The organism is Caballeronia choica, from assembly GCF_001544535.1.
GTDB classification, from domain to species: Bacteria; Pseudomonadota; Gammaproteobacteria; order Burkholderiales; family Burkholderiaceae; genus Caballeronia; species Caballeronia choica.
Genome location: NZ_FCON02000142.1, coordinates 1 through 19,740, shown reverse-complemented (window position 1 = coordinate 19,740; position 19,740 = coordinate 1). Strand labels below are relative to the sequence as shown.

Annotated in this window: 20 protein-coding genes and 1 pseudogene; 10 read left to right on the top strand and 11 right to left on the bottom strand. The window is 62.5% G+C overall.

The window, feature by feature from the left end; translation table 11 throughout:
* The coding region (locus AWB68_RS35220; RefSeq protein ID WP_143281995.1) for a Rossmann-fold NAD(P)-binding domain-containing protein at positions 1-422 on the top strand (422 nt) is incomplete at its 5' end.
* A gap of 141 nt (positions 423-563) precedes the next feature.
* Here the strand turns inward: AWB68_RS35220 and AWB68_RS35215 are convergent.
* Both AWB68_RS35215 and AWB68_RS35210 read right to left on the bottom strand, forming a co-directional pair.
* Positions 564-1,127 (bottom strand): YSC84-related protein, encoded by a 564-nt coding sequence (locus AWB68_RS35215; protein ID WP_087648877.1) that lies wholly within the window; start codon positions 1,125-1,127, stop codon positions 564-566.
* Positions 1,128-1,368: 241 nt separating this feature from the next.
* The gene (locus tag AWB68_RS35210) at positions 1,369-2,268 is read right to left on the bottom strand and encodes a hypothetical protein (protein ID WP_087648876.1); all 900 of its coding nucleotides are present in this window, start codon (positions 2,266-2,268) and stop codon (positions 1,369-1,371) included.
* 259 nt (positions 2,269-2,527) lie between these two features.
* Here AWB68_RS35210 and AWB68_RS35205 point away from each other — a divergent pair, with 259 nt between their 5' ends.
* The 7 genes from AWB68_RS35205 (at position 2,528) to AWB68_RS35175 (ending at position 9,439) form a co-directional block, all read left to right on the top strand.
* Complete coding sequence (locus tag AWB68_RS35205; RefSeq protein WP_235028666.1) at positions 2,528-3,406, top strand: TauD/TfdA dioxygenase family protein; 879 nt, start codon at positions 2,528-2,530, stop codon at positions 3,404-3,406.
* 115 nt (positions 3,407-3,521) lie between these two features.
* Entirely contained in the window at positions 3,522-4,469 is a 948-nt protein-coding gene (locus AWB68_RS35200) for a TauD/TfdA dioxygenase family protein (RefSeq protein ID WP_087648875.1), read from the top strand.
* A 238-nt stretch (positions 4,470-4,707) separates the two neighbouring features.
* Positions 4,708-5,175, top strand: a complete 468-nt coding sequence (locus AWB68_RS35195) for a rhodanese-like domain-containing protein (RefSeq protein WP_087648874.1) — start codon at positions 4,708-4,710, stop codon at positions 5,173-5,175.
* A 44-nt stretch (positions 5,176-5,219) separates the two neighbouring features.
* Entirely contained in the window at positions 5,220-6,164 is a 945-nt protein-coding gene (epsC, locus tag AWB68_RS35190) for a serine O-acetyltransferase EpsC (protein ID WP_087648873.1), read from the top strand.
* Positions 6,161-6,424 carry a helix-turn-helix domain-containing protein gene (locus tag AWB68_RS35185; RefSeq protein ID WP_087648872.1) on the top strand — a complete coding sequence of 88 codons (264 nt, stop codon included), beginning with the start codon at positions 6,161-6,163 and terminating at the stop codon, positions 6,422-6,424. The genes epsC and AWB68_RS35185 overlap by 4 nt, the downstream gene beginning before the upstream one ends.
* A gap of 95 nt (positions 6,425-6,519) precedes the next feature.
* Positions 6,520-7,452 (top strand): family 2A encapsulin nanocompartment shell protein, encoded by a 933-nt coding sequence (locus AWB68_RS35180; RefSeq protein WP_087648871.1) that lies wholly within the window; start codon positions 6,520-6,522, stop codon positions 7,450-7,452.
* Entirely contained in the window at positions 7,427-9,439 is a 2,013-nt protein-coding gene (locus tag AWB68_RS35175) for a family 2A encapsulin nanocompartment cargo protein cysteine desulfurase (protein WP_087648870.1), read from the top strand. The genes AWB68_RS35180 and AWB68_RS35175 overlap by 26 nt, the downstream gene beginning before the upstream one ends.
* 807 nt (positions 9,440-10,246) lie before the next feature.
* On the opposite strand, the gene AWB68_RS35170 is transcribed toward AWB68_RS35175, so the two are convergent.
* The 9 genes and pseudogenes from AWB68_RS35170 to AWB68_RS35135 all read right to left on the bottom strand — a co-directional run bounded on the left by AWB68_RS35170 (position 10,247) and on the right by AWB68_RS35135 (position 17,912).
* On the bottom strand, positions 10,247-10,672 hold the full coding sequence (locus tag AWB68_RS35170) for a YeeE/YedE family protein (RefSeq protein ID WP_087648869.1): 426 nt from the start codon (positions 10,670-10,672) through the stop codon (positions 10,247-10,249).
* 1 nt (position 10,673) lies between these two features.
* Positions 10,674-11,108: a YeeE/YedE family protein gene (locus AWB68_RS35165; protein WP_087648879.1), complete on the bottom strand. Its 435-nt coding sequence runs from the start codon at positions 11,106-11,108 to the stop codon at positions 10,674-10,676.
* 323 nt (positions 11,109-11,431) lie between these two features.
* The gene (locus AWB68_RS35160) at positions 11,432-13,150 is read right to left on the bottom strand and encodes a SulP family inorganic anion transporter (protein WP_087648868.1); all 1,719 of its coding nucleotides are present in this window, start codon (positions 13,148-13,150) and stop codon (positions 11,432-11,434) included.
* Positions 13,134-13,376 carry a hypothetical protein gene (locus AWB68_RS51640; RefSeq protein WP_160110123.1) on the bottom strand — a complete coding sequence of 81 codons (243 nt, stop codon included), beginning with the start codon at positions 13,374-13,376 and terminating at the stop codon, positions 13,134-13,136. The genes AWB68_RS35160 and AWB68_RS51640 overlap by 17 nt, the downstream gene beginning before the upstream one ends.
* Positions 13,377-13,384: 8 nt before the next feature.
* The gene (locus tag AWB68_RS35150; RefSeq protein ID WP_235028665.1) at positions 13,385-14,746 is read right to left on the bottom strand and encodes an AarF/UbiB family protein; all 1,362 of its coding nucleotides are present in this window, start codon (positions 14,744-14,746) and stop codon (positions 13,385-13,387) included.
* Between the two features lie 649 nt (positions 14,747-15,395).
* A complete protein-coding gene (locus AWB68_RS35145; RefSeq protein ID WP_087648866.1) occupies positions 15,396-15,914 on the bottom strand; it encodes a hypothetical protein in 519 nt (172 codons plus the stop codon).
* Positions 15,915-16,049: 135 nt separating this feature from the next.
* Positions 16,050-16,174 (bottom strand): annotated as a pseudogene (locus tag AWB68_RS49055) (IS6 family transposase); the annotation flags it as partial.
* A 140-nt stretch (positions 16,175-16,314) separates the two neighbouring features.
* Positions 16,315-16,638: a hypothetical protein gene (locus AWB68_RS35140; protein ID WP_087648865.1), complete on the bottom strand. Its 324-nt coding sequence runs from the start codon at positions 16,636-16,638 to the stop codon at positions 16,315-16,317.
* A 422-nt stretch (positions 16,639-17,060) separates the two neighbouring features.
* Positions 17,061-17,912, bottom strand: a complete 852-nt coding sequence (locus AWB68_RS35135; RefSeq protein ID WP_235028664.1) for a DUF2092 domain-containing protein — start codon at positions 17,910-17,912, stop codon at positions 17,061-17,063.
* A 326-nt stretch (positions 17,913-18,238) separates the two neighbouring features.
* Between AWB68_RS35135 and AWB68_RS47270 the strand changes: the two genes are divergently transcribed.
* Positions 18,239-18,760 (top strand): hypothetical protein, encoded by a 522-nt coding sequence (locus AWB68_RS47270; protein WP_125483145.1) that lies wholly within the window; start codon positions 18,239-18,241, stop codon positions 18,758-18,760.
* Between the two features lie 118 nt (positions 18,761-18,878).
* Positions 18,879-19,740: transglycosylase domain-containing protein (locus AWB68_RS35130; protein WP_200828883.1), on the top strand; the 862-nt coding region annotated here is incomplete at its 3' end.

The window sequence follows — 19,740 nt, the reverse complement described above, 5'->3', positions numbered from 1 at the left end:
AGGTTGCGCAGGAAGAGGTGATCGAAGCGGCGGGCGTGCCGTACACGATCGTGCGCGCGACTCAGTTCATGGAGTTCATCGGCGATATCGCGGATTTCGGCACGGACGGCGGCACGGTGCACATCGGCGACGGCCTGTTTCAGCCGATCGCCGCGGACGACGTCGCAGCGATCCTCGCGCAGGTCGCGCTCGCCGCGCCGCTGAACGGGACGGTCGACATCGCAGGCCCGGACCGCGCGCCTTTCGCGGAGATCGTCACGCGTTATCTGAAGTCGGTAGGCGACACGCGCCCGGTGGTGACGGATCGAGATGCGCGGTATTACGGTGGCCGTGTGGAGGAACAGTCGCTCGTGCCGCTCGGCGACGCGCGGATCGGCCGCGTCAGTCTGGACCAGTGGCTGGCACAGGCTAAAAAGGGTTGATTGCAGGTCTATGCGAGACCGGAATCAACGCGTCTACTTTCGCGTTGCAAGGGCTGCTTTGGCCGGCGCCCAAAGTCAGCCGCCGGCCAGTTGCAGCCTTTCATGCTTTCGCTTCGACGGACACTCAACACTCGGCGAAAATCAATGAGGCTTGTAAGAGAACTTCTGTCCGCCAACGCTTGCCTCGTACATCAGCCCACCCTTGGCCACTGTAAACACAGCCACACCTTTTCGATAGGCGCCTTTCGTTTTGGCATCTTTCTGGCCGCCACTTACGTTAGTAGACGTGCCTGTCGTGCCTGCCTGTGCGCCAGCCGCCGCAGTGATCGCGATCGCGTTGGCATCTGCGCCGAATTCAAAGTTACCATTGGTGAATTCCTTGAGGGCTCGTTCATCCTCGAACACGATGAGTTCACTGTACACTTGGCCGCCAAGTTGCAAGCCCACGGTGAGCTGAGTCATCGAGGTATCGCCGATACGTTTCCCTTTCTCATAGACGCGACCCTTCCCATGGGCACCGCCTATACCGACCCCTCCCTTGCCAATCTTCGGAAACACAGCGTAACCATAGGCACTATGCAGAAGACTGCCGCTTTGTCCCGCGTTCTTGAACAGGTTGAGGGTGTCCGTGTATTCGTCGGCCCGAGCAGCAGAAATCGGCAACATCAGCAGGACCGTGAGCATCAATATCAGACGTTTGAGCATGATGTGTTCTCCATGGATTATTGATCGCGTTCAAGCACTGACATACTGCCACCCATTATTGTCGATCATGCCAGCGGCAGCAAAAAATACTTTGCAGCATCGCTCCGGCGTGTACCAATTGACCGAGCGCAGGATCATCGTGCGCATCGGTGATAGACCGCGCTCCGTCATCATCAAACGCTAGAATCGGCTTTACACAGGTTGCGGCGCAGCATAAGCGCGGTTCTCGTGCGCCGTTCTTCTATTGCGCCGTTTGTTGGCGCTGGTACTCGTTCTTCTTCATCTGCAGATACTCTTGCCGGTCCAGCTCATGCAACTGGCGCGAGTACTGTTCTGTCGCATCGAACCATGTCGCAAAGCGTTGATCGACGCGTTTGTCGGCAGGAATGGCAAGCGAACCCAGATAGGCATCGATGGCGAGGTAATAGCGCATCGTATTGCGCTCGACGAGGCCGCGCACGCCGCCGATGTAATCGCCGTTCGACGCCTTCGTAAAGCCCACTTTCGCGCTGCCGATGGTCCCGAGATAGGTCTTCATCGCGACGCGTCCTGCCATGCCGAATCCGTACGAATACGTGAGATGCAAGAAGGTGTGCCCTTTGCCGATATCGACGGCTTCGAGCACGATGCGATAGTCCTTCGTGCTGAGCGGTCCCTTCGCTGCGCTCAGAACGACCTGGAAGTAGTCGGGCGTTTTCGCTACCGAACGGTAGCTGAACTGCACGCGGAACGTGTCATCGAGTTCCTGTTCGGTCTTCTTGCCGACGTTCATGCTGATGGTCGCGCCGTTGCTGCCTGAAGTGGCATGACAGTACTTCGTGTTCAGATGCAGGATCAGCACTTCGCACCAGTTTGCAGGGCCTTGCTGCGGGTCGTTGAATGCGCTGTCGACGGTTGCGAACGGATAATCGACGACGGCGTAGATATCGCCCTTCAACGTGTCCGACGTTTCTTCCGAGTCCAGATGGATCGGGCGATGGAACACATTCGACTTGAGCTGCGGCGCAAGCGTATCGTACTTGTCCCTGAGCGCGGCGGCATTGTCGTCGGCCCATGTCAACGCGCCGAACAAGAGGCCCAGCACCGCGAACGCCACAAGTGCGAGCTGTCTGGTGATACGCATGATCCGCTGGGTGCTCATGACAGCGCGCTCCCGCTGGGTTAGGCAAATCTCACATGAATATAACAGAGCCGCCATCAATTGCGGACAGCCGTTCGAGCATAAAGGGCAGCGGCAATGATGCCCACGGTACGTGTCGCCAGGCTCACGCGGCGCATCAAACACCCCCGACTCCCGCTACGCGTTATCACTCAAGCAGATATGCGATTCGCATCTTCATCGTTGTGGCACGGGGAACCAGCTTGTACATTTAACACTTTTCCCGCTGGTTAGCGCTGTCGTGACAAACCTTGCCGAATCGTCTGATCAGACCATTGAAATCCATCCGTTCGATGCGCCGCTCGGCGCCGAAGTGATCGGCCTCGATCTCTCGAAGCCGCTTTCACCCAACGATTTCGCACGCATCCATCGCGCGCACCTGGATCACCATGTGCTCGTGTTCCGTGACCAGCGGATCCCCCCCGAACAGCACATCGCGTTCAGCAAGCGCTTTGGTCCGCTGCAGATTCACGTGTTGCATCAGTTCGCGCTCGCCGGCCATCCCGAGGTGCTCGTGGTATCGAACATCGTCGAGAACGGCAAGCCGATCGGCCTCGGCGACGCGGGCCACTTCTGGCACTCGGACCTCTCGTACAAGGAGAAGCCGAGCCTCGGTTCGCTGCTGCATGCGCAGGAACTGCCGCGCGTGGGCGGCGATACGCTCTTCGCGAACATGCATCTCGCATGGGACGAACTGCCCGCGCATTTGCGCAGCGCCGTTGAAGGGCGCCGCGCCGAGCACACGTATCTCGCGCGATATGCCGAGTTGCAAAAGCGCAGTCCGTGGCGGCCGAACCTGTCGGCGGAGCAAGTTGCGGAGGTAAAGCCCGTGGTGCACCCGATCGTGCGCACGCACCCGGAGACGGGACGCAAGGCGCTCTTCGTGAGCGAGCACTTCACGACGCGCATCGTCGATCTGCCCGAGGACGAAAGCCGCGCACTGCTCGCGGAGCTCTTCGCTCACAGCGTGCAGCCACAGTTCATCTACCGGCATCGATGGCGCGAGCACGACCTCGTGTTCTGGGACAACCGCTCGCTGATGCACCTCGCCGCCGGCACGCCCGACGACGAGCGCCGCCGGCTGAATCGCACGACCATCGAAGGCGACGCGCCTTTCTAGGCAGCACTTTCCCGCACAAGCCAAGCGTGATTCGTCACGAGCCGAGGTCGTGGCGCGACTGTTTTTTCAACGATGATCCGGTGCTCAGGCGCAATGGATTTTAAGGAGACCCACAGTGAACGCAGCCGTCCTATCCAACGAAGAAGCGATTCAAGTCAGCCCACTCTCCGCGCATATCGGCGCCGAGATCGGCGGAGTCGATCTCACGCGGCCGTTGAGCGCGCAACAAGTCGGCGCGATTCGCGCGGCGCTGCTCAAGTGGCGCGTCATTTTCTTTCGCGAGCAGTTTCTGAGTCACGAACAACACGTCGCGTTCTCGGCGCAGTTCGGGGAATTGACCGTCGGCCATCCGGTGTTCGGGCACGTCGAGGGACACCCACAGATCTATTCGATCTCCAAGTTCCGCAAGGCGACCCGCTTCGACGGACAGGCGCTGCTGCGTCCCTGGACCGGCTGGCATACCGATGTCACCGCCGCCGTGAATCCGCCGTTCGCATCGATCCTGCGCGGCGTGACCATCCCGCCCTATGGCGGCGACACGCAGTGGACCAACCTCGTGATCGCGTATGAAAAACTGTCGGCGCCGCTGCGGCGCTTCGTCGATGGCTTGCGCGGCGTGCACCGGTTCGCGCCGCCGGCCGGCGCGCGCGGCACGGACGCGTTCGCGCAGGCCGTCGAGGAACGCGCGCTCGTTGCCGAGCATCCGCTCGTGCGCGTGCACCCCGAGACCGGCGAGCGTGCGTTGTATGTCAGCCCCGGCTTCCTCAAGACCATCGCCGACGTGACGCCGCGCGAGAGCCAGGCGCTGCTCGAATTGCTGTGGGAGCACGTGACGCGGCCGGAATTCACCGTGCGGTTCAAATGGGAGGCGGGCAGCGTCGCGTTCTGGGATAACCGCTCGACCGCGCATCTGGCACCGTCCGATATCTTCGATCTCGACTTCGACCGGCAGCTTTATCGCACGACGCTCGTCGGGGATGTGCCAGTCGGGCCGGACGGACGCGCTTCGGTCGCGATCGAAGGCTCACCCGTCGGTGCGGCTGCGGCGACTGCATTGAATTGAATGTCGATCGCCACGGGGTTGGGAGCGAGCTTCTCGTGCTTTCCAATCCGCACTTGCCACATACGGCCCGGCTGCACCGATCACCCATCAGGCAAAGTGCTTCTTTAGAAATGAGTTTTTCTTCGTTCCGCTTTGCCCCCGTCTCTCGCATAGTGGGTCCTGGTGGCTATAGACGGTAGCGTTTCGCTAGACGACTGTCGACGTCACCGATTTTGCGATCAAACAAAACGGAGACGATATGACAGACGAAGTACAGGAACGGATCGTTCATCCAGTGCTGGAATCCGCGCGCGCGTCGGCCCTTGCAGCTCAGTTGCCCTACGCCGGGGGCGTAACGCCCGCCGACGCCTGGGCACTCGTGCGCTCAGGCGACGCTGTCCTGGTCGACGTGCGTTCGATCGAGGAGCGCAAGTTCGTGGGTCATGTGCCCGAAAGCATTCACGTTGCATGGGCGACCGGCACCAGCCTCACGCGCAATCCGCGCTTCGTGCGCGAACTGGAAGCGAAGACGGGCAAGGACGCCGTGGTGCTGCTGCTATGCCGCAGCGGCAATCGCTCGGCGCACGCGGCCGAGGCTGCGACGAAAGCAGGCTTCGCCAATGCGTTCAATGTCCTCGAAGGTTTCGAGGGTGAACTGGACGTCGAGCAACGGCGCGGCACTCACAACGGATGGCGCTTCCACGGACTGCCCTGGGTTCAGGACTAGCGCCGCGATACTAGCCGCGACACCTTCTCTAGAGGACTCCGACTGTGGCTGTATTCGACATCGACGACATCGTCCAATCGCTTCAGACGGTCCGCCAGCAATGGCGCGAAGTACAGAAACGCTCGCTCGAACCGGGCGGGCGCGAGCTTCCCGCGCGCGAGGCGCTTGCCGGGATACTCGGCACCCTCAAGGGCGTGCTTTTTCCGATGCGGCTCGGGCCGCCCGACCTGCGACAGGAAAGCGAGAACTACTACGTCGGCCACGCACTCGATTCCGCGCTTCACGGCTTGCTCGCGCAGGCGCGGCTCGAACTTCAATACAAGGCGCGGCATCTGCCTCGCGACGACGAGGCGATCGAGCGACAGGCGAGCGCCGCCGTGCGAGCGTTCGCCGAGACCTTGCCGCGGATTCGCCGGCTGCTCGACAGCGATGTCCTGGCGGCTTTTCACGGCGACCCGGCGGCCGGCAGTGTCGATGAAGTGCTGCTTTGCTATCCCGGCGTTCTCGTCATGATTCACCATCGCCTCGCGCACGAGTTGTATCGGCTGAAACTGCCGCTGCTCGCGCGGATCGCGGCTGAACTCGCTCACGCGAAAACCGGGATCGACATCCATCCGGGCGCGCAGATCGGGGCGGGCTTCTTCATCGATCACGGCACGGGCGTGGTGATCGGCGAGACCACGATCATCGGCGACAGGGTGCGGCTCTATCAGGCGGTGACGCTAGGGGCAAAGCGCTTTCCGCAGGACGCGGAAGGACATCTCGAGAAGGGGCTTGCCCGTCATCCGATCGTCGAGGACGACGTCGTCATCTATGCCGGGGCCACGATCCTCGGGCGCGTCACGCTCGGCCGGGGCGCCGTGATCGGCGGCAACGTCTGGCTGACCCACGATGTCGCGCCCGGCAGCTACGTCACGCAGGCGGTGTCGCAAAGCGGGGATGTCGCAACTCGCGCATCCGCACCGCAGCCCGAGAACGTCGCGTCATGAGCGCGCTCGTGCGGCACTTTGGTGCGACTGTCAGGCAGTTGCGGGAAGCGCGCGGCTGGTCGCAGGAGCAACTCGCCGAGCGCGCCGGACTGAATCGCTCATACATCGGCGAGATCGAGCGCGGCACGTCCATCGCGTCGATCGTGACGGTCGACAAGCTGGCTCGCGCGCTGGACGTTTCGATGGAAAGCCTTCTGAAATCGCCACGCAACGGTACGGCGCCGCCGACCGTCGACTCGGCGCTGAAAATCGAGGGGTGACGCCTATAGCATGTTGAAGTGCAAAAATGTCGTCTCGATAATCCCAGCCTGTCATAAGCATTCCCGTTTTTCATCTATAGACCCCGGAGCTTCAAATGACGGCAACAGTCGGCGGACAGACCGCGCTCGGCGATAACGCAGCGCGGCAACTAGCCAATGCAACCAAGACGGTCCCCCAACTCTCGACGATCACGCCGCGCTGGCTCACCCATCTGCTTCAGTGGGTGCCGGTCGAGGCGGGTATCTATCGGCTGAACCAGGTCAAGAATCCTGAAGCGGTGCACGCGGCGTGTACGCAGCGCGAAGATGAGAGCATGCTTCCGCGGACTTTCGTCCCTTACGACGAGCAGCCGCGCGAGTATTTCCTGAATGCGGTGAGCACGGTGCTGGATGTTCAGACGCGCGTCTCGGACCTCTACAGCAGTCCGCACGACCAGATCAAGGAACAGTTGCGCCTGACGATCGAGACGATCAAGGAGCTTCAGGAAAGCCAGCTCATCAACAATCCCGATTACGGTCTGCTTGCCAACGTCGCGGATGAACAGCGCGTCTTTCCCCTGACCGGCGCGCCCACGCCCGACGACCTCGACGAGTTGCTTACGCGGGTCTGGAAAGAGCCGGCATTCTTCCTGACTCATCCGCTTGCGATCGCCGCGTTCGGTCGCGAGTGCACGCGGCGCGGCGTGCCGCCGCCGACGGTCAGCCTGTTCGGCTCGCAGTTCATCACGTGGCGCGGCATTCCGCTGATCCCGTCGGATAAGGTGCCCGTCGCGGACGGCAAGACCAAGATCCTGCTTTTGCGCGTCGGCGACAAGCGTCAGGGCGTGGTCGGCCTGTTTCAGCCGGGCGTAGCCGGCGAACAGGGGCCGGGGTTGTCGGTGCGCTTCATGGGCATCAACAATCACGCGATCGCTTCGTATCTGATCTCGCTGTACTGCTCGCTCGCTGTGCATTCGCCCGACGCACTGGCGGTTCTGGATGACGTGGAGATCGCGAAGTACCATGACTATTCCGACACCTACAAGTAACCCGTTGAGCCACACGCCGCCGCCCGTATTGCCGCAGGCTGATGCGCCCACGGGCTTGCCGGACGTCGCGACGCTCGCGCGTCTTGCCACCGAGTTCTTCTCCGCGTTGCCGGGAAGCGCGACGCCCGCCGCCGCGAGTATCGGTAGCGGGGCAGGCGAGTCCTTGTCGGCGGGGCTTCCGATCGCAGCGCCCGTGCTGGGTTCTCTGAGCAATCCCGCGCCGCCCGGCTCGCCGCTCGCCGGCCCCGGAGGCACCGGCACTGGCGTGCCGGGTCTCGCGCTTCCGCAAGGCAAGGCGCCCGGCGCCAACTTGCTGCCGTCCTCGCCGACCCACGTCCTCTCGCTTGGCAATCGCGTGCCTGCGCTCGCGCCGCATGCGGTCGCCCACGACGGCGTGCCCGATACGGTATCGACCATCGCGCCTGCCATGGAGCCGCGTTTCGGCGGCGCCGCGCTCGGCGTGCCCGAGAGCCCGCATGCTGCGCGGCCCGCGGCGAGTTCGCCTTATTACTTTCTGCGTGACGCTGAAGCCGGGCCCGATGCACGTCGCGAAAGTCCGCTGTCGGGACAAGATCGGGTCACCGCGGAATCGTTCGGCCTTCCCGGGGACGACGAACTGCGCGCGCTGGCATCGAGCGAACGCGTTGCACCGGGCTTGACCGGGGTTGACCGTGCAGGCTCGTTCTACTTCGTCGACGAGGAACGAGCGTCTCGTCATGGCGGGCAGACACCCCAGGCAAACCCGGCAAGTCATGCAAGCTCGGCTCATCCGCCGTTCGACGTCAACGCCGTCCGTCGCGACTTCCCGATTCTTCAGGAGCGGGTGAACGGCCGACAACTCGTCTGGTTCGACAATGCCGCCACGACACAAAAGCCGCAATCGGTCATCGACCGGCTCGCGTATTTCTACGCGCACGAAAATTCCAACATCCACCGTGCGGCGCATGCGATCGCAGGCCGGGCAACGGACGCCTACGAGGGCGCCAGGGATACTGTCCGCCGCTTCATCGGCGCCGGGTCGACCGACGAGATCATCTTCGTGCGCGGCACGACCGAAGGCATCAACCTGGTCGCCAAGTCCTGGGGGGTGCAAAACGTCGGCGAGGGCGACGAGATCATCGTGTCGCACCTCGAGCATCACGCGAACATCGTGCCGTGGCAGCAACTCGCGTCGCAAACGGGTGCGAAGCTGCGCGTCATTCCGGTCGACGATTCGGGTCAGGTGCGGCTCGACGAATATCAGAAGCTGCTCAGCAGCCGCACGAAAATCGTCGCGGTGACGCAGGTCTCGAATGCCTTGGGCACGGTCGTGCCGGTGCAGGAGATCGTCGCGATGGCGCATCGGGCCGGGGCGCGTGCATTGGTGGACGGCGCGCAGTCGGTGTCGCACATGCGGGTGGACGTGCAGCAGATTGACGCCGACTTCTTCGTGTTCTCGGGTCACAAGCTGTTCGGGCCGACCGGCATCGGCGCGGTGTACGGCAAGCGTGAGGTGCTCGAGGACATGCCGCCGTGGGAGGGTGGCGGCAACATGATCAGCGACGTGACGTTCGAGCGCACCGTGTTCCAGCCGCCGCCAGGCCGCTTCGAAGCGGGGACGGGCAATATAGCCGATGCGGTCGGGCTTGGCGCGGCGATCGATTACGTGACGCGACTGGGCATCGAGAACATCGGGCGGTATGAGCACGAATTGCTCGCCTATGCGACGAGCGTCTTGCAACCAGTGCCGGGCGTGCGGCTGATCGGCACGGCCAAGGACAAGGCGAGCGTCCTGTCGTTCGTGCTGAAGGGTTACGAGACGGAAGAGGTCGGGCGGGCGTTGAACGAGGAGGGCATCGCCGTGCGTTCGGGCCATCATTGTGCGCAACCGATTCTGCGCCGCTTTGGTGTCGAGTCTACGGTGCGTCCTTCGCTCGCGTTCTATAACACTCGCGATGAGGTGGATCGGATGGTGTCGGTCGTGCGGCGTCTTTCTTCACGTCGGTGATGGGGGCGGGCTGGCGCTGGCGCTTGGGGGTGTGGTGTTTACGCCGTTTGATGTTTTTGTGCTTCTATGGAACTTGTTTTGTTTTTGGTTTATTTGCTCTGCCCCTGTCCGGGGCGGGACTCACTTTCTTTGCTGCTGCAAAGAAAGTAAGCAAAGAAAGCAGCTTCCCACCGCCAATCCTTGCCATGCGCCGCTAGACCGTTCGTTCGGAGTGGTCCAACCGGGGGAGTGTCGTTAGCGGGGTTTCTTCGTTGTTGGCATGTAGAAAAGGCGCGCGCGTCATACCACTACCGGGAGTGGATCAGCAGTCATACATCCGTCCTGGCACTTCGTGCCCGACGACAGGTCTGCTAGCGGTGAATTGAAGCATGCAGCAAGCACGCACGTAGGATGGTGATATAGCGATGGGTTTCGGGTTTCGGGTTTCGGGTTTCGGTTTTGCCTGACGGGTGAGCGCGAAGCGCGAGGCCGGATGAATGACTGCTGATCCACTCCGTGTCGCGGTGCGACGTGCGCGCCTTTTCTACATGCCAACAACGCTAAAACCCCGCTAACGACACTCCCCCGGTTGGACCACTCAGACATAACGGTCTGGCGGCGCATGGCAAGGATTGGCGTTGGAAAGCTGCTTTCTTTGCTTACTTTCTTTGCAGCAGCAAAGAAAGTGAGTCCCGCCCCGGACAGGGGCAGAGCAAATAAACCGAAATGAATAGAAGTTCCACAGAAGCCTCAGCGCATCAAACGGTGTAAACAAAACCAACCCCAACCCAACCCCAACCCCACCCCCACCCCAAGCGCCAGCGGGCCTCACTCGCGCTTGAGCGGCCGTCTCTCAAGCATGCTGAAGATCCCCATGCCGATCAGCATCGACGCGACAAACAGCCACGCGTCCGGCTGACCGCTCCCCGCAACGACAAGTGCCGGTCCGGGACAAAAGCCCGCCAACCCCCAGCCGGTGCCGAACACAAGGCTTCCCGCGATCAATCGCCGATCGACATGCTTCGATTCTGGCAGTTGGATCGGAGCGCCAAGCATACTGCGCTGGCGCCGGCGAGCGAGCGCGAACGCCATGGTTCCGACCAGAATCGCCCCGACCATCACAAATGCGAGCGAGGGGTCCCAATTGCCGGAAAGGTCGAGAAATCCCAACACCTTGGCGGGGTTCGCCATGTCGGAGATGATCAGCCCGATACCGAATATCAGGCCTGCGAGGAGCGCATTGGCGATCAACACGTCATATTCCCAGGATGTGCCGGGTGACGAGAACGGTCACGAAGCCAGCCGTCATGAAAGCAAACGTGGCCACGACCGAGCGCACCGACCCGCGCGAGATGCCGCAGACGCCGTGACCGCTGGTACAACCCGATGCATAGCGTGTCCCCACGCCGACCAGCAGCCCCGCGATCACGATGGCAAGAGCGGAAGCATCGATCGAGACGCCGGGTAACGGAGCGAGCAGCCTATAGACCCACGGCGCCGCCATCAGGCCGGCGATGAACGCGATGCGCCACGCCCTGTCATTCGCAGGTGCGGTCAACAGGCCACCGGTGATGCCGCTGATGCCGGCGATGCGCCCGTTCCCCAGCACAAGGATCGCCGCAGCAAGCCCGATCAACAGTCCGCCGCAAAAGGCATGGCCCGGCGAAAAATGGATGAGGTCGACGCTCACTTCCTGCACGCCCTCGATGTGCCGCAATGGACTGCGTATGGCATCTGCATGATCTGGATCACCTCATGGATGGACGGGCTGTAGCAACCTCACCGACATTATCACGTACCTTCGGATAGCTGACACAGAACCCTACGCGCGCATGTCCCCGCAAAGCCGCTCTTACGCGACCGCGCAGGCAAAAGCCAGCGAGACCGGCGATGCGATTGTCGAGACGACCCTCTCGGATGATGAGATCTGGTCCGGGCAAAGAACGGACAACGAGCAAGTCAGCGAGCGCATGGACGATGCCCAGACCCGCAATGGCCGTTGCCGCATTACGCTCACAACACACCAGGTTCGTGCCCAGCCGGATTCACACCTGCGGCCACCAGGGCCTCGTGCAGCGTTCCGAAAATGTTCGACGCGCCGATGATCAGCGTGACACCGTGCCGGTCCATATCCGAGCGCAGATAGCCGTTCACTCGTCCAAAAATCACCGCGATTTTGCGCTCATGCAGGTTCTGAATCAGATCGCTCAAGGTGCGGGCGGCGGAATAGTCCAGATCGGTGATCGCTCCCGCATCGACAATGAACCAACGCAACGGATCGGAGGCGGAGTCGATGAGTTGGGTGACTTCCAACGTGAAGAAGTGGTCGTTGGCGAAGAACAGATCCGAGCCAAAACGGTACACGATGAGACCCGGCGCCGTCATGGTTCCGGGTCTTGCGGGCACGGCCTGCCATCTTCCCGCGGGAGCGACGGGCTCCAGCACCATGGTATGCGGATGGTAGCTATGCCGCACGTGTCGCATCAGCGACAATGCCACCGCGAGCAAGATGCCGTGCTCGACACCCACCATGACGACGGCAGCGGCCGTTACGAGAGCCAGCGTGAATTCACCGGGGCTTTCGCTGCGAATCGCTTTCAGGCTTTGCACGTTGATCAGCCCGAGTGCGATCGTAAACACGATGCCCGCCAGCACGCAATGCGGCAGGTACTGCAGCAGGGGGCTCAGAAACAGCAGCACCACGACGACTACCGCAGCGAACGAGAGCTGGCCGACCTGGCTGCGCGTGCCGGCGCGTTCGGCCATGGCGGTCTGCGTCGGGCTGCCGTTCACCACGAATGTACCGGTGAACGCCGCAGCCGCGTTCGCGGCGGCCAGTCCGAGGATGTCGGCATTGGTGTCGACTTCTTCGTGATACTTCTGCGCGTACACCCGCGCCGCCGCGGCGCTTTGCGCGATGATCATCACGAAACACGATGCCGCCACGGGCACGAGATCGAGAAACTGTTGCCAGGTGGCGGCCGGGAAGCGCAGCGGCGGCAAGCCCCCGCTGATTGGCCCAAGCACTGAAATGCCGTGAGAGGCGAAGTCGAACGCCTTGCTCGCGACAATGCTGCCCACGACGGCCACCAGTGCCATCGGCACACGCGGTAGAAGCCGCTTGAGGCCGAGGATGGCACCCACCACCAGCACCGTAAGCGCCAGCGTCGGCGGGTTCACGTGCGCAAGATGCCCGGCGACGTACGCCAGTTGCGCGAGACTCCGCGACGAAGGGAAGGGCACCGACATGCCGAACATGTCGCCGAGCATGGCAATCGATACCTGCACGCCCACGCCTGCCAGGAAACCGACCAGCACTGTACGCGAGAGAAAGTCGGCGAGAAAACCAAGCCTGAAGATGCGCGCAAGCAGCAGAAGCGCCGCGGTCAGGAGCGCGACCATGCCCGCCAGCGCGACATATTCGGCGCTGCCCATCAGCGCCATCGTCGAAAGCCGGCTGGCGAAGATGGTGGCGGTTGCCGAGTCCGCCGCCACCACCAGATGACGCGAGGCGCCGAACAGCGCAAACCCGACCAGCGGCAGGACGGCGGTGTACAGCCCCGTCACGGTGGGCATGCCGGCGATGCGTGCATAACCGAGCACCTGAGGAATGTCCATCGATGCGAGCGACAGGCCGGCGAGCGCATCGCGCAATAGCGCTGCCCGGCTGACCGGGAGAATGCCTTTGAGAAGGCTCAGGCGCGCCGGCAGGCTTTTATTGGAATCGGACATGCTCGATATCAGCTCTGTGTGGATTCTCGCGCTTTCCGTTCTCGATGCGCGCGCGGGCGTTGAATGCACAGCTTGCCGAAAGGTCGTTCATCACGCCCCAGTCTGCCAACGAGGTGATGAGCGTCACGGCCTCACGCAACGCGATTGCGCGCGAGCCCGATCCCAGTCGTGGCCGGATCGCAATCGCCCGGTCGTCGCTTCGGATCGCGTCCGGCGCCTGCCCCATCAACCAGTTCAGACAACTTTGCTCGTGCGGCTACGCTGTCGCGAGGCGGCGGCCTTCGCGATAAGCGCGGGCAGGCGCGGCAACGTCTTCGACCACTGCGCAGCCTCGCGGCCCAGCCGGGCCGACAGACCCCGGCAACTGGTCTCGTCGGCCGCCACGCGCAAGATCACCTCGTGCGCGACTTTCCATAAGTCGACTTCAGGCGCGATGCGCTGCGCGGCGTCCTCGATGGCTTCCGCTGATCGCGACAGAAGCATGGCACGCGATGCGAGTCGCCCATGCGTCGGCGTGACCATGTGCACGGCGGGCGCCTTGCCGATGGCGGCGAAAAAATCCGCGATGCCCGCCTGGCGTCGTCCGTCCGCCGACGAGAACCGCTCCGCTTCGCGCCGATACGTCGCTTCCACGTCGTTTTCGTCATGCGGCGCGTGGTTGCTCGGCACGCCATGCCTGACGTGCTCGCGCGTCGCCGCCTTATGGTCGGCGCGGAGCAGCGCGGACGACACGTTCACGAGAAACTCGCGCTCGTGCTCGGCGAACAGCATCGCCGGCGTGTCGGCTTCGAGCACGATCTTGCCGAATGTCGCGCGCTCTACGCTGACTCGCGCGCCGGCCGCGTCGAGGCCCGCGTGGTACAAGCCGAGCCTCAACGCCATCTCGAGGAACGCTTCGATCAGCGTTGCCACGAGGTCGGTTCTGTTCAGTCCGTGAGCGACCAGCGCGTCCCGATCCGATAGCGCGACGGTCTGCACCGCGCCGGTGGTCAGCACGGAGTCGCTGCAATAGTCCCAGAGAACTTCCGGAACGACGATGCGCTTGTCGCCGGACAAGCGGAACCGCAAATAGCTCTGGTCCGCTGCGCGCTGACGTAAATCGAGCATTGCGTTCACGCCCTCCGACGCGCGCTCCAGCCAGTCGGCGAGGTGCAAATCCCGCGCCTTGGCCGAGCGCTTTTCCGCGAAGCGCGCTGCACCGAGGGCGATGTCGAGGTCTTCCGCCAACTCCGACCGCGTATCTGGGCGCAGCAGCGTGATGCGAACCCGTCGGTCACCTATGCGCGCCTCGTGGGTTTGCTCGGCGAGGCCCAGGCGGACTGGCTCGCGGCTCAATTCGGTGACTGCGTTCTTTGCCATGCCCGGAAGCGCGGTGTTCAACGCCGCGGCGAACGCGGTCGAATCGTGGGGTATGAAGAGCGCGTCCGTTTCCGCGAGCGCGACACGCACAGCGGTCTCCGCCAGCACGGGATGCTTGTCGAGCACGCCGGCCGCCGCGCTCATCGCGTGCGGCAGCAGCGACAACGCGGGAACGCCTCCGGCAAGCTTCGAAGTGTGCGCGCCGTGCGTTGCAAGGAAGCGCGCGACCCGCGACATGGAGGCGCTCTCATCGGTGAAGTGACTCTCGCGGATGAACGCCTTGCCGAGACGCCAGAGCGCCGCAAGTCGGTTGAGGCTGGACCTGCGGGACCGTCGTGCGGGAGGCCGGGCTATCGCGCCGTACATGAGTGGGCCTTGATCTTGACGGGCGGCGCACCGCGCCGCCGCGTGGCCTCCGCCTTCTCGTCCGTTGGCATCGTCTGTTTCCTGCGGCTCATCGTTTAATTCCGCTCGCACGTGTGTCGGTCTTTCATCGCTTGTCTCGCCATAATGCTTGAACTGGATCGTGACAGGCAAGAAATGTGTCGGGTGCGCGCTCTGTCGGTGCAGCGTATTAGGTCGCGCTGCACGCTGGGGCGTGGTCCTCAACCGGAATTTTGGCGCGTCAGGGGGAAGTGAGGTGGCATCGAACAATTCCGGCTGGCTCGCCAACTGCTCGAACCAACGCCGAAGCGTGCGCGTTGCAACTGGGCATTCCGGTGCGGCAGGTTCTCGAGTTGGTCCCACGGCACCCGGGCTTACCGGCACGAAGCGCACGATGCGCTCGGCATGTGGGCCGGTCAGTTCGATGCGGACACCGGCAAGCGACACGATCACTCGATCACAGTCTGACGCCACGGGCATCGAGTCAACCGTAGACCTCGCACTAAAAGCCGTGCCGAACTGAAACCGTCGCGCCTGTATCATGCGAATGGAGAACCGGGACACGCGCCGTGGCAGAAAAGACCCAGTGATCGACTGTAAGCGACAGCCTTCGTTGCGGCTGCGCACCGAGCGCTAAAGTTGTGTTCGGCAACTGGACGATCGAGACTTGCGGGGCCGTCGACAGACCAGGCGCCAGGAAATCCGAAGCATGCTGCAGCACTGGCTCAGGCGATGGCGCGGCTTTCCCGGCGCCGAAGCGAATGTCTCGTGTTACCTGTGCACTATAGAACGCCTCGATTTGAGCGTAAAACGGCTTCCCCTGATTCGGCTGAGATTCCATTTCATAACGCTGCGCATAGCGTTGTGGTTCTGGAATGGGTGGCAAGACTTCCATGGGCAGAGGCGCGATGTTCGCAACCGTCATCGCTTCGGGCGACTCGATGACGAGGCCTTCCGCGAACGCATATCCGCTCAGCATGAAAAATATTGCGCCGACAATCCTTTCGCTCAGGCACGTCATGCGCATGCCTCCAATGAAGGAATCGAAACGTCACAGTACTGAACAAAACTGAATAGACCGCCCTTGCAGGTTTTCCTGCACTCCCATTGTAGTCAGTCTTTCGCGTCTGGCCAGCCCAATGTGTGATGGCCTGGCGCGATGCACAGATGAATGATCGACGGTCCCCGCGCTCAGCCATCCGTTGTCCGAATTCGCAGGCTCAATGGGTGGACCCCATACCAGCGCACGCACATCAGGATCACATCGAGCGGGTAAGGCAAGCAGCCACCGAATCAAGCGTTTTCAACAGGCGTTCAGCCGTGCATGTTGTGCCGCATATCGTTACGCACCGTCTCATGCAATCGAATCCGTGAAGACCAACCGAAGCGCTTACGGCCAAATTTCTACTTGCACCGGAGCCCTAATATCCGGGCGGCGCAGGAACCGGCGTGTACACCACGCCGCTGCTCGCGTAACCGGCCGCATACCATGTCGATCCGCACCGATAGTAAGCGACCTCGCCAACCGCGACCGGAGCTACGTTGCACGGCGGTGCGACCGGTGCGGGCGCTGCGACGGGCACCGCGTGCGGCGCTGTTGCCGCAGCCGCTGCACCCATCACAACCGCGCCCGCCACGAATCCGGCCGCCGCAGACCCGCCGTCCCAGTCCGAGTTGGAACAGTTGTGACAGTCGTCGTAGTTGTTCTGCACGTTGGAAACTGTCGAAGCACGCGTGTTCTGCATTTCCTTTGCGCTGGATTGACGGTTACTCTGGTTCTGAGTCGACGTGGTCTGACGCTGGGCCTGGTTCTGGGTCGAGGTCGACTGGCGGTTGGCCTGATTCTCAGCCGTGCTCTGCTGGCGGTTGGCCTGATTCTGACTGGAGTTCGCTTGCGTCGCACTCCTGGAACTCTGGCGTGCGCTTTGATTTGCGCTTGAAGTTGCACCCGTACGTGCACCGCTTTGCGCTGCCGTACCGCCGCTGGACGAAAGTCCTCCAGCCGACGCAGCACCGCCGCGAGAATAGCCACCCTCGGCACCGCCCCCTCGTGCGCCACCACCCCCGCCGGCCCTTTCGCCTCTTGCATTCGCCTGGCCCGTCAGCCCACACGCGAGCATGACGGCGACCAGTGCCGTGATTGCACGATCTCGCGATACTGCGTTCATCATTTTGCTCCCTTACGCGCGGACGCCGGCGCTGTTGGCTTGTGCGGAAGCTGCGCGGCGAACGCGATTTTTTGCAGGCCGTCAGGCACGCGTCCGGAGAAGGTCGCGTCGTCGATCTTGGGCTCGAGATTCCAGTCCATGAACTGTGCCCAGTATTGGGGTTGGCCGACTGCCTTCTTGTATGTCAGGACGATCCGCTGCGGCAGAGGTTTGTCGCCATCAGCGACCCACACCTGGTAATCCACCGTGTCACCCCGCGCCGCGAGATGATGAGAAGGAACACCGGAGATGGTCGTCTTTTCGACGTAGTCGACTGACCGGACCCGGTCTTGCAGCTCCGAAGGTAGCCGGCTCAAGAACAGCGCTGCGAGCGGGAGGCGCATGCCGAGATCCCTGACGAAATACACGACGCTGTCGTCGATCGGGCCTGGTTGTGGCGTCGTTGCATACACCTTGCTGGTGAGGTCGACCAGGACGATTTCCTTGCCGGTGAGGATAACGAGCGTTTTTGCTCCATCGCTACGTTCGCCTTCCACGCGCAGGCGATCAGGCCGACTCACGGTAATCGTACGGGATTCGCCAAACTCGATTTTCTGTCCGGATGCTTGCACGGTATCGTAGCCGCCGCGCAGGCTGACACTGAATTTCTGCGCGCTGGCGAGGAAATTCGCCATTTTCATGAGAATCGCACGGGCCTCGGCTTGCGAGGGCGTTTCGGCCGCGACATTTGCGGTCGCCGTCGCTGCTTTCTGTCCGGTGGCGGAATGGGCAAGAGGCGCGGCCGTCAGCAGCACCGCTGTTATCCACATCGCCCTGGTCGCGCGACCATACGTTTTAATGGTCAAGGTCATGAACTTCTCCTGCTGTCCGTATGTGCCTCTTCCGGTCCGCGGCTACCCTGCTAAATAGCATAGTGGATCGCGCGACATGTGGAAGCGATTTCGCCCACTATTGCCTTTCTGGATTCGTTGGCCGCGTGTGGTTCGCTTTCCTGCACATCGGCTTTGTCGAATTGAGCTCTGCTTGCAAGAGTTCATTGACATGGCCAGATTCGGGACGATATTGAACAGTCCACCAGCATCACAAAATCCACAGGTCGTGGCCGTCGCATAGGATTGCGGTACCGCACCTGAGTTAAAGGCCAGAAGCCCGCCTCGACCTTCCATGGAATCCGCCCGTGCTTGCCCGGCGGCATAGAACCGTAAAAAGCGCTCATGACGGCGAGTTCCAGATCGGCGAGCCGCGTAAGCAGGCGCTGGACGGTTTTGCTGGCTTCAGGCCGCCTGAAGCAGCCGATGCCAAGGTCTGCAAAGACAGCGCCGTCGGAGACGATGTGCCAGCACCGGATGAACGTGGACTTGCCGACAACACTCGCGACCTTGCCTTTCCAGCTAGCAAGAAACCTGGAACCTTCGGGAAGTCGTCGGGCAAGCGCCTTTCGGTCGTTAGGCGGTCACCTTTCATTGCTGATTCGATGGAAACCACCTTCGCAGGACGCTGCGAAGAGCGTACGGGCGTGAAATCGTCTTTCACATCTTGGAATGCCACCATCACGGTCCAGTCGGTCGGTTGCGTGCGTTCGGTCATAGGCGGTGGGAGTCGCTTCGGTTTGAGTGCGGCGCAAGGCTGCGCCGTGGTCTCGAACGCAGGAGCGTGGCCCAATCGCCGTTTGACCTTCATGCGGCGATCGCCAATTTGATCGATGATGTCGGCGCAATGCAACATACCGGGTAAGTCACGGCGGGCTGTCCCCTTTTGGCGCTAGACTATCGACGGGTGACTTCAGGCAGTTCGGCATCCCATGGGAAGACGCCGCCATGAATCGGCCACCAGTTCGATTTTTCCCTCGTGCGATCAATCTGACGTCCCTTCGGCGATGGGGTTGGGGTTTGTTTGCTGCGTTTTTCGTGCTCGTGTGCGCGGTCGCGGCCCGCATGGTGCAGAACGAAATCGAGACGTCGCAGCGACAGGCGCGCTACCTGTCCGAACTCGGCCGCGACGTTGCCTTCACCCTCGGCGACGGCCCGAGCAACAGCATCCGGTATCCCGCGAACGGCCCTTATGATCTGCGGCTTGGCTACGCGCAACTGCCTTCTTTCGAGCAACGCCTGATCGCACGCGGTTTCGCCGTCACCGCGCAGGCGCGCAATTCCGCCGTGATGGCGTCGCTCGCGGACCGCGGCCTCTTCCTGCCGTATGAGGAAAAGGACCAGGCGGGTCTCGTTCTCCTCGACGCCCGGGGCGCACCGCTTTTCAGCGCACGCTATCCAGGCCTTGTCTACACGAGCTTCGAAGCGATTCCGCCGCTCGTCGTGAACGCGTTGCTTTTCATCGAGGACCGCAACCTGCTGGACCCGACCCAATCGAACCGCAATCCGGCCATCGACTGGGGCCGCTTCAGCCGTGCACTATTCGATCAGGGTTTGCGCGCGATCGACAGGCATCAGCCTAGCCCCGGCGGCAGCACGCTCGCCACCCAGATCGAGAAATTCCGCCACTCGTCGGACGGCCGCACCGCGACGCCGCCCGAAAAGCTGCGTCAGATCGCGTCGGCGTCAGTGCGGGCCTACCTCGACGGACCGCAGACGATGCCCGCGCGCAGGCAGATCGTGGTGCGCTATCTGAATTCGGTGCCGCTCGCCGCGAAGCCGGGCATCGGCGAGATCAACGGCATCGGCG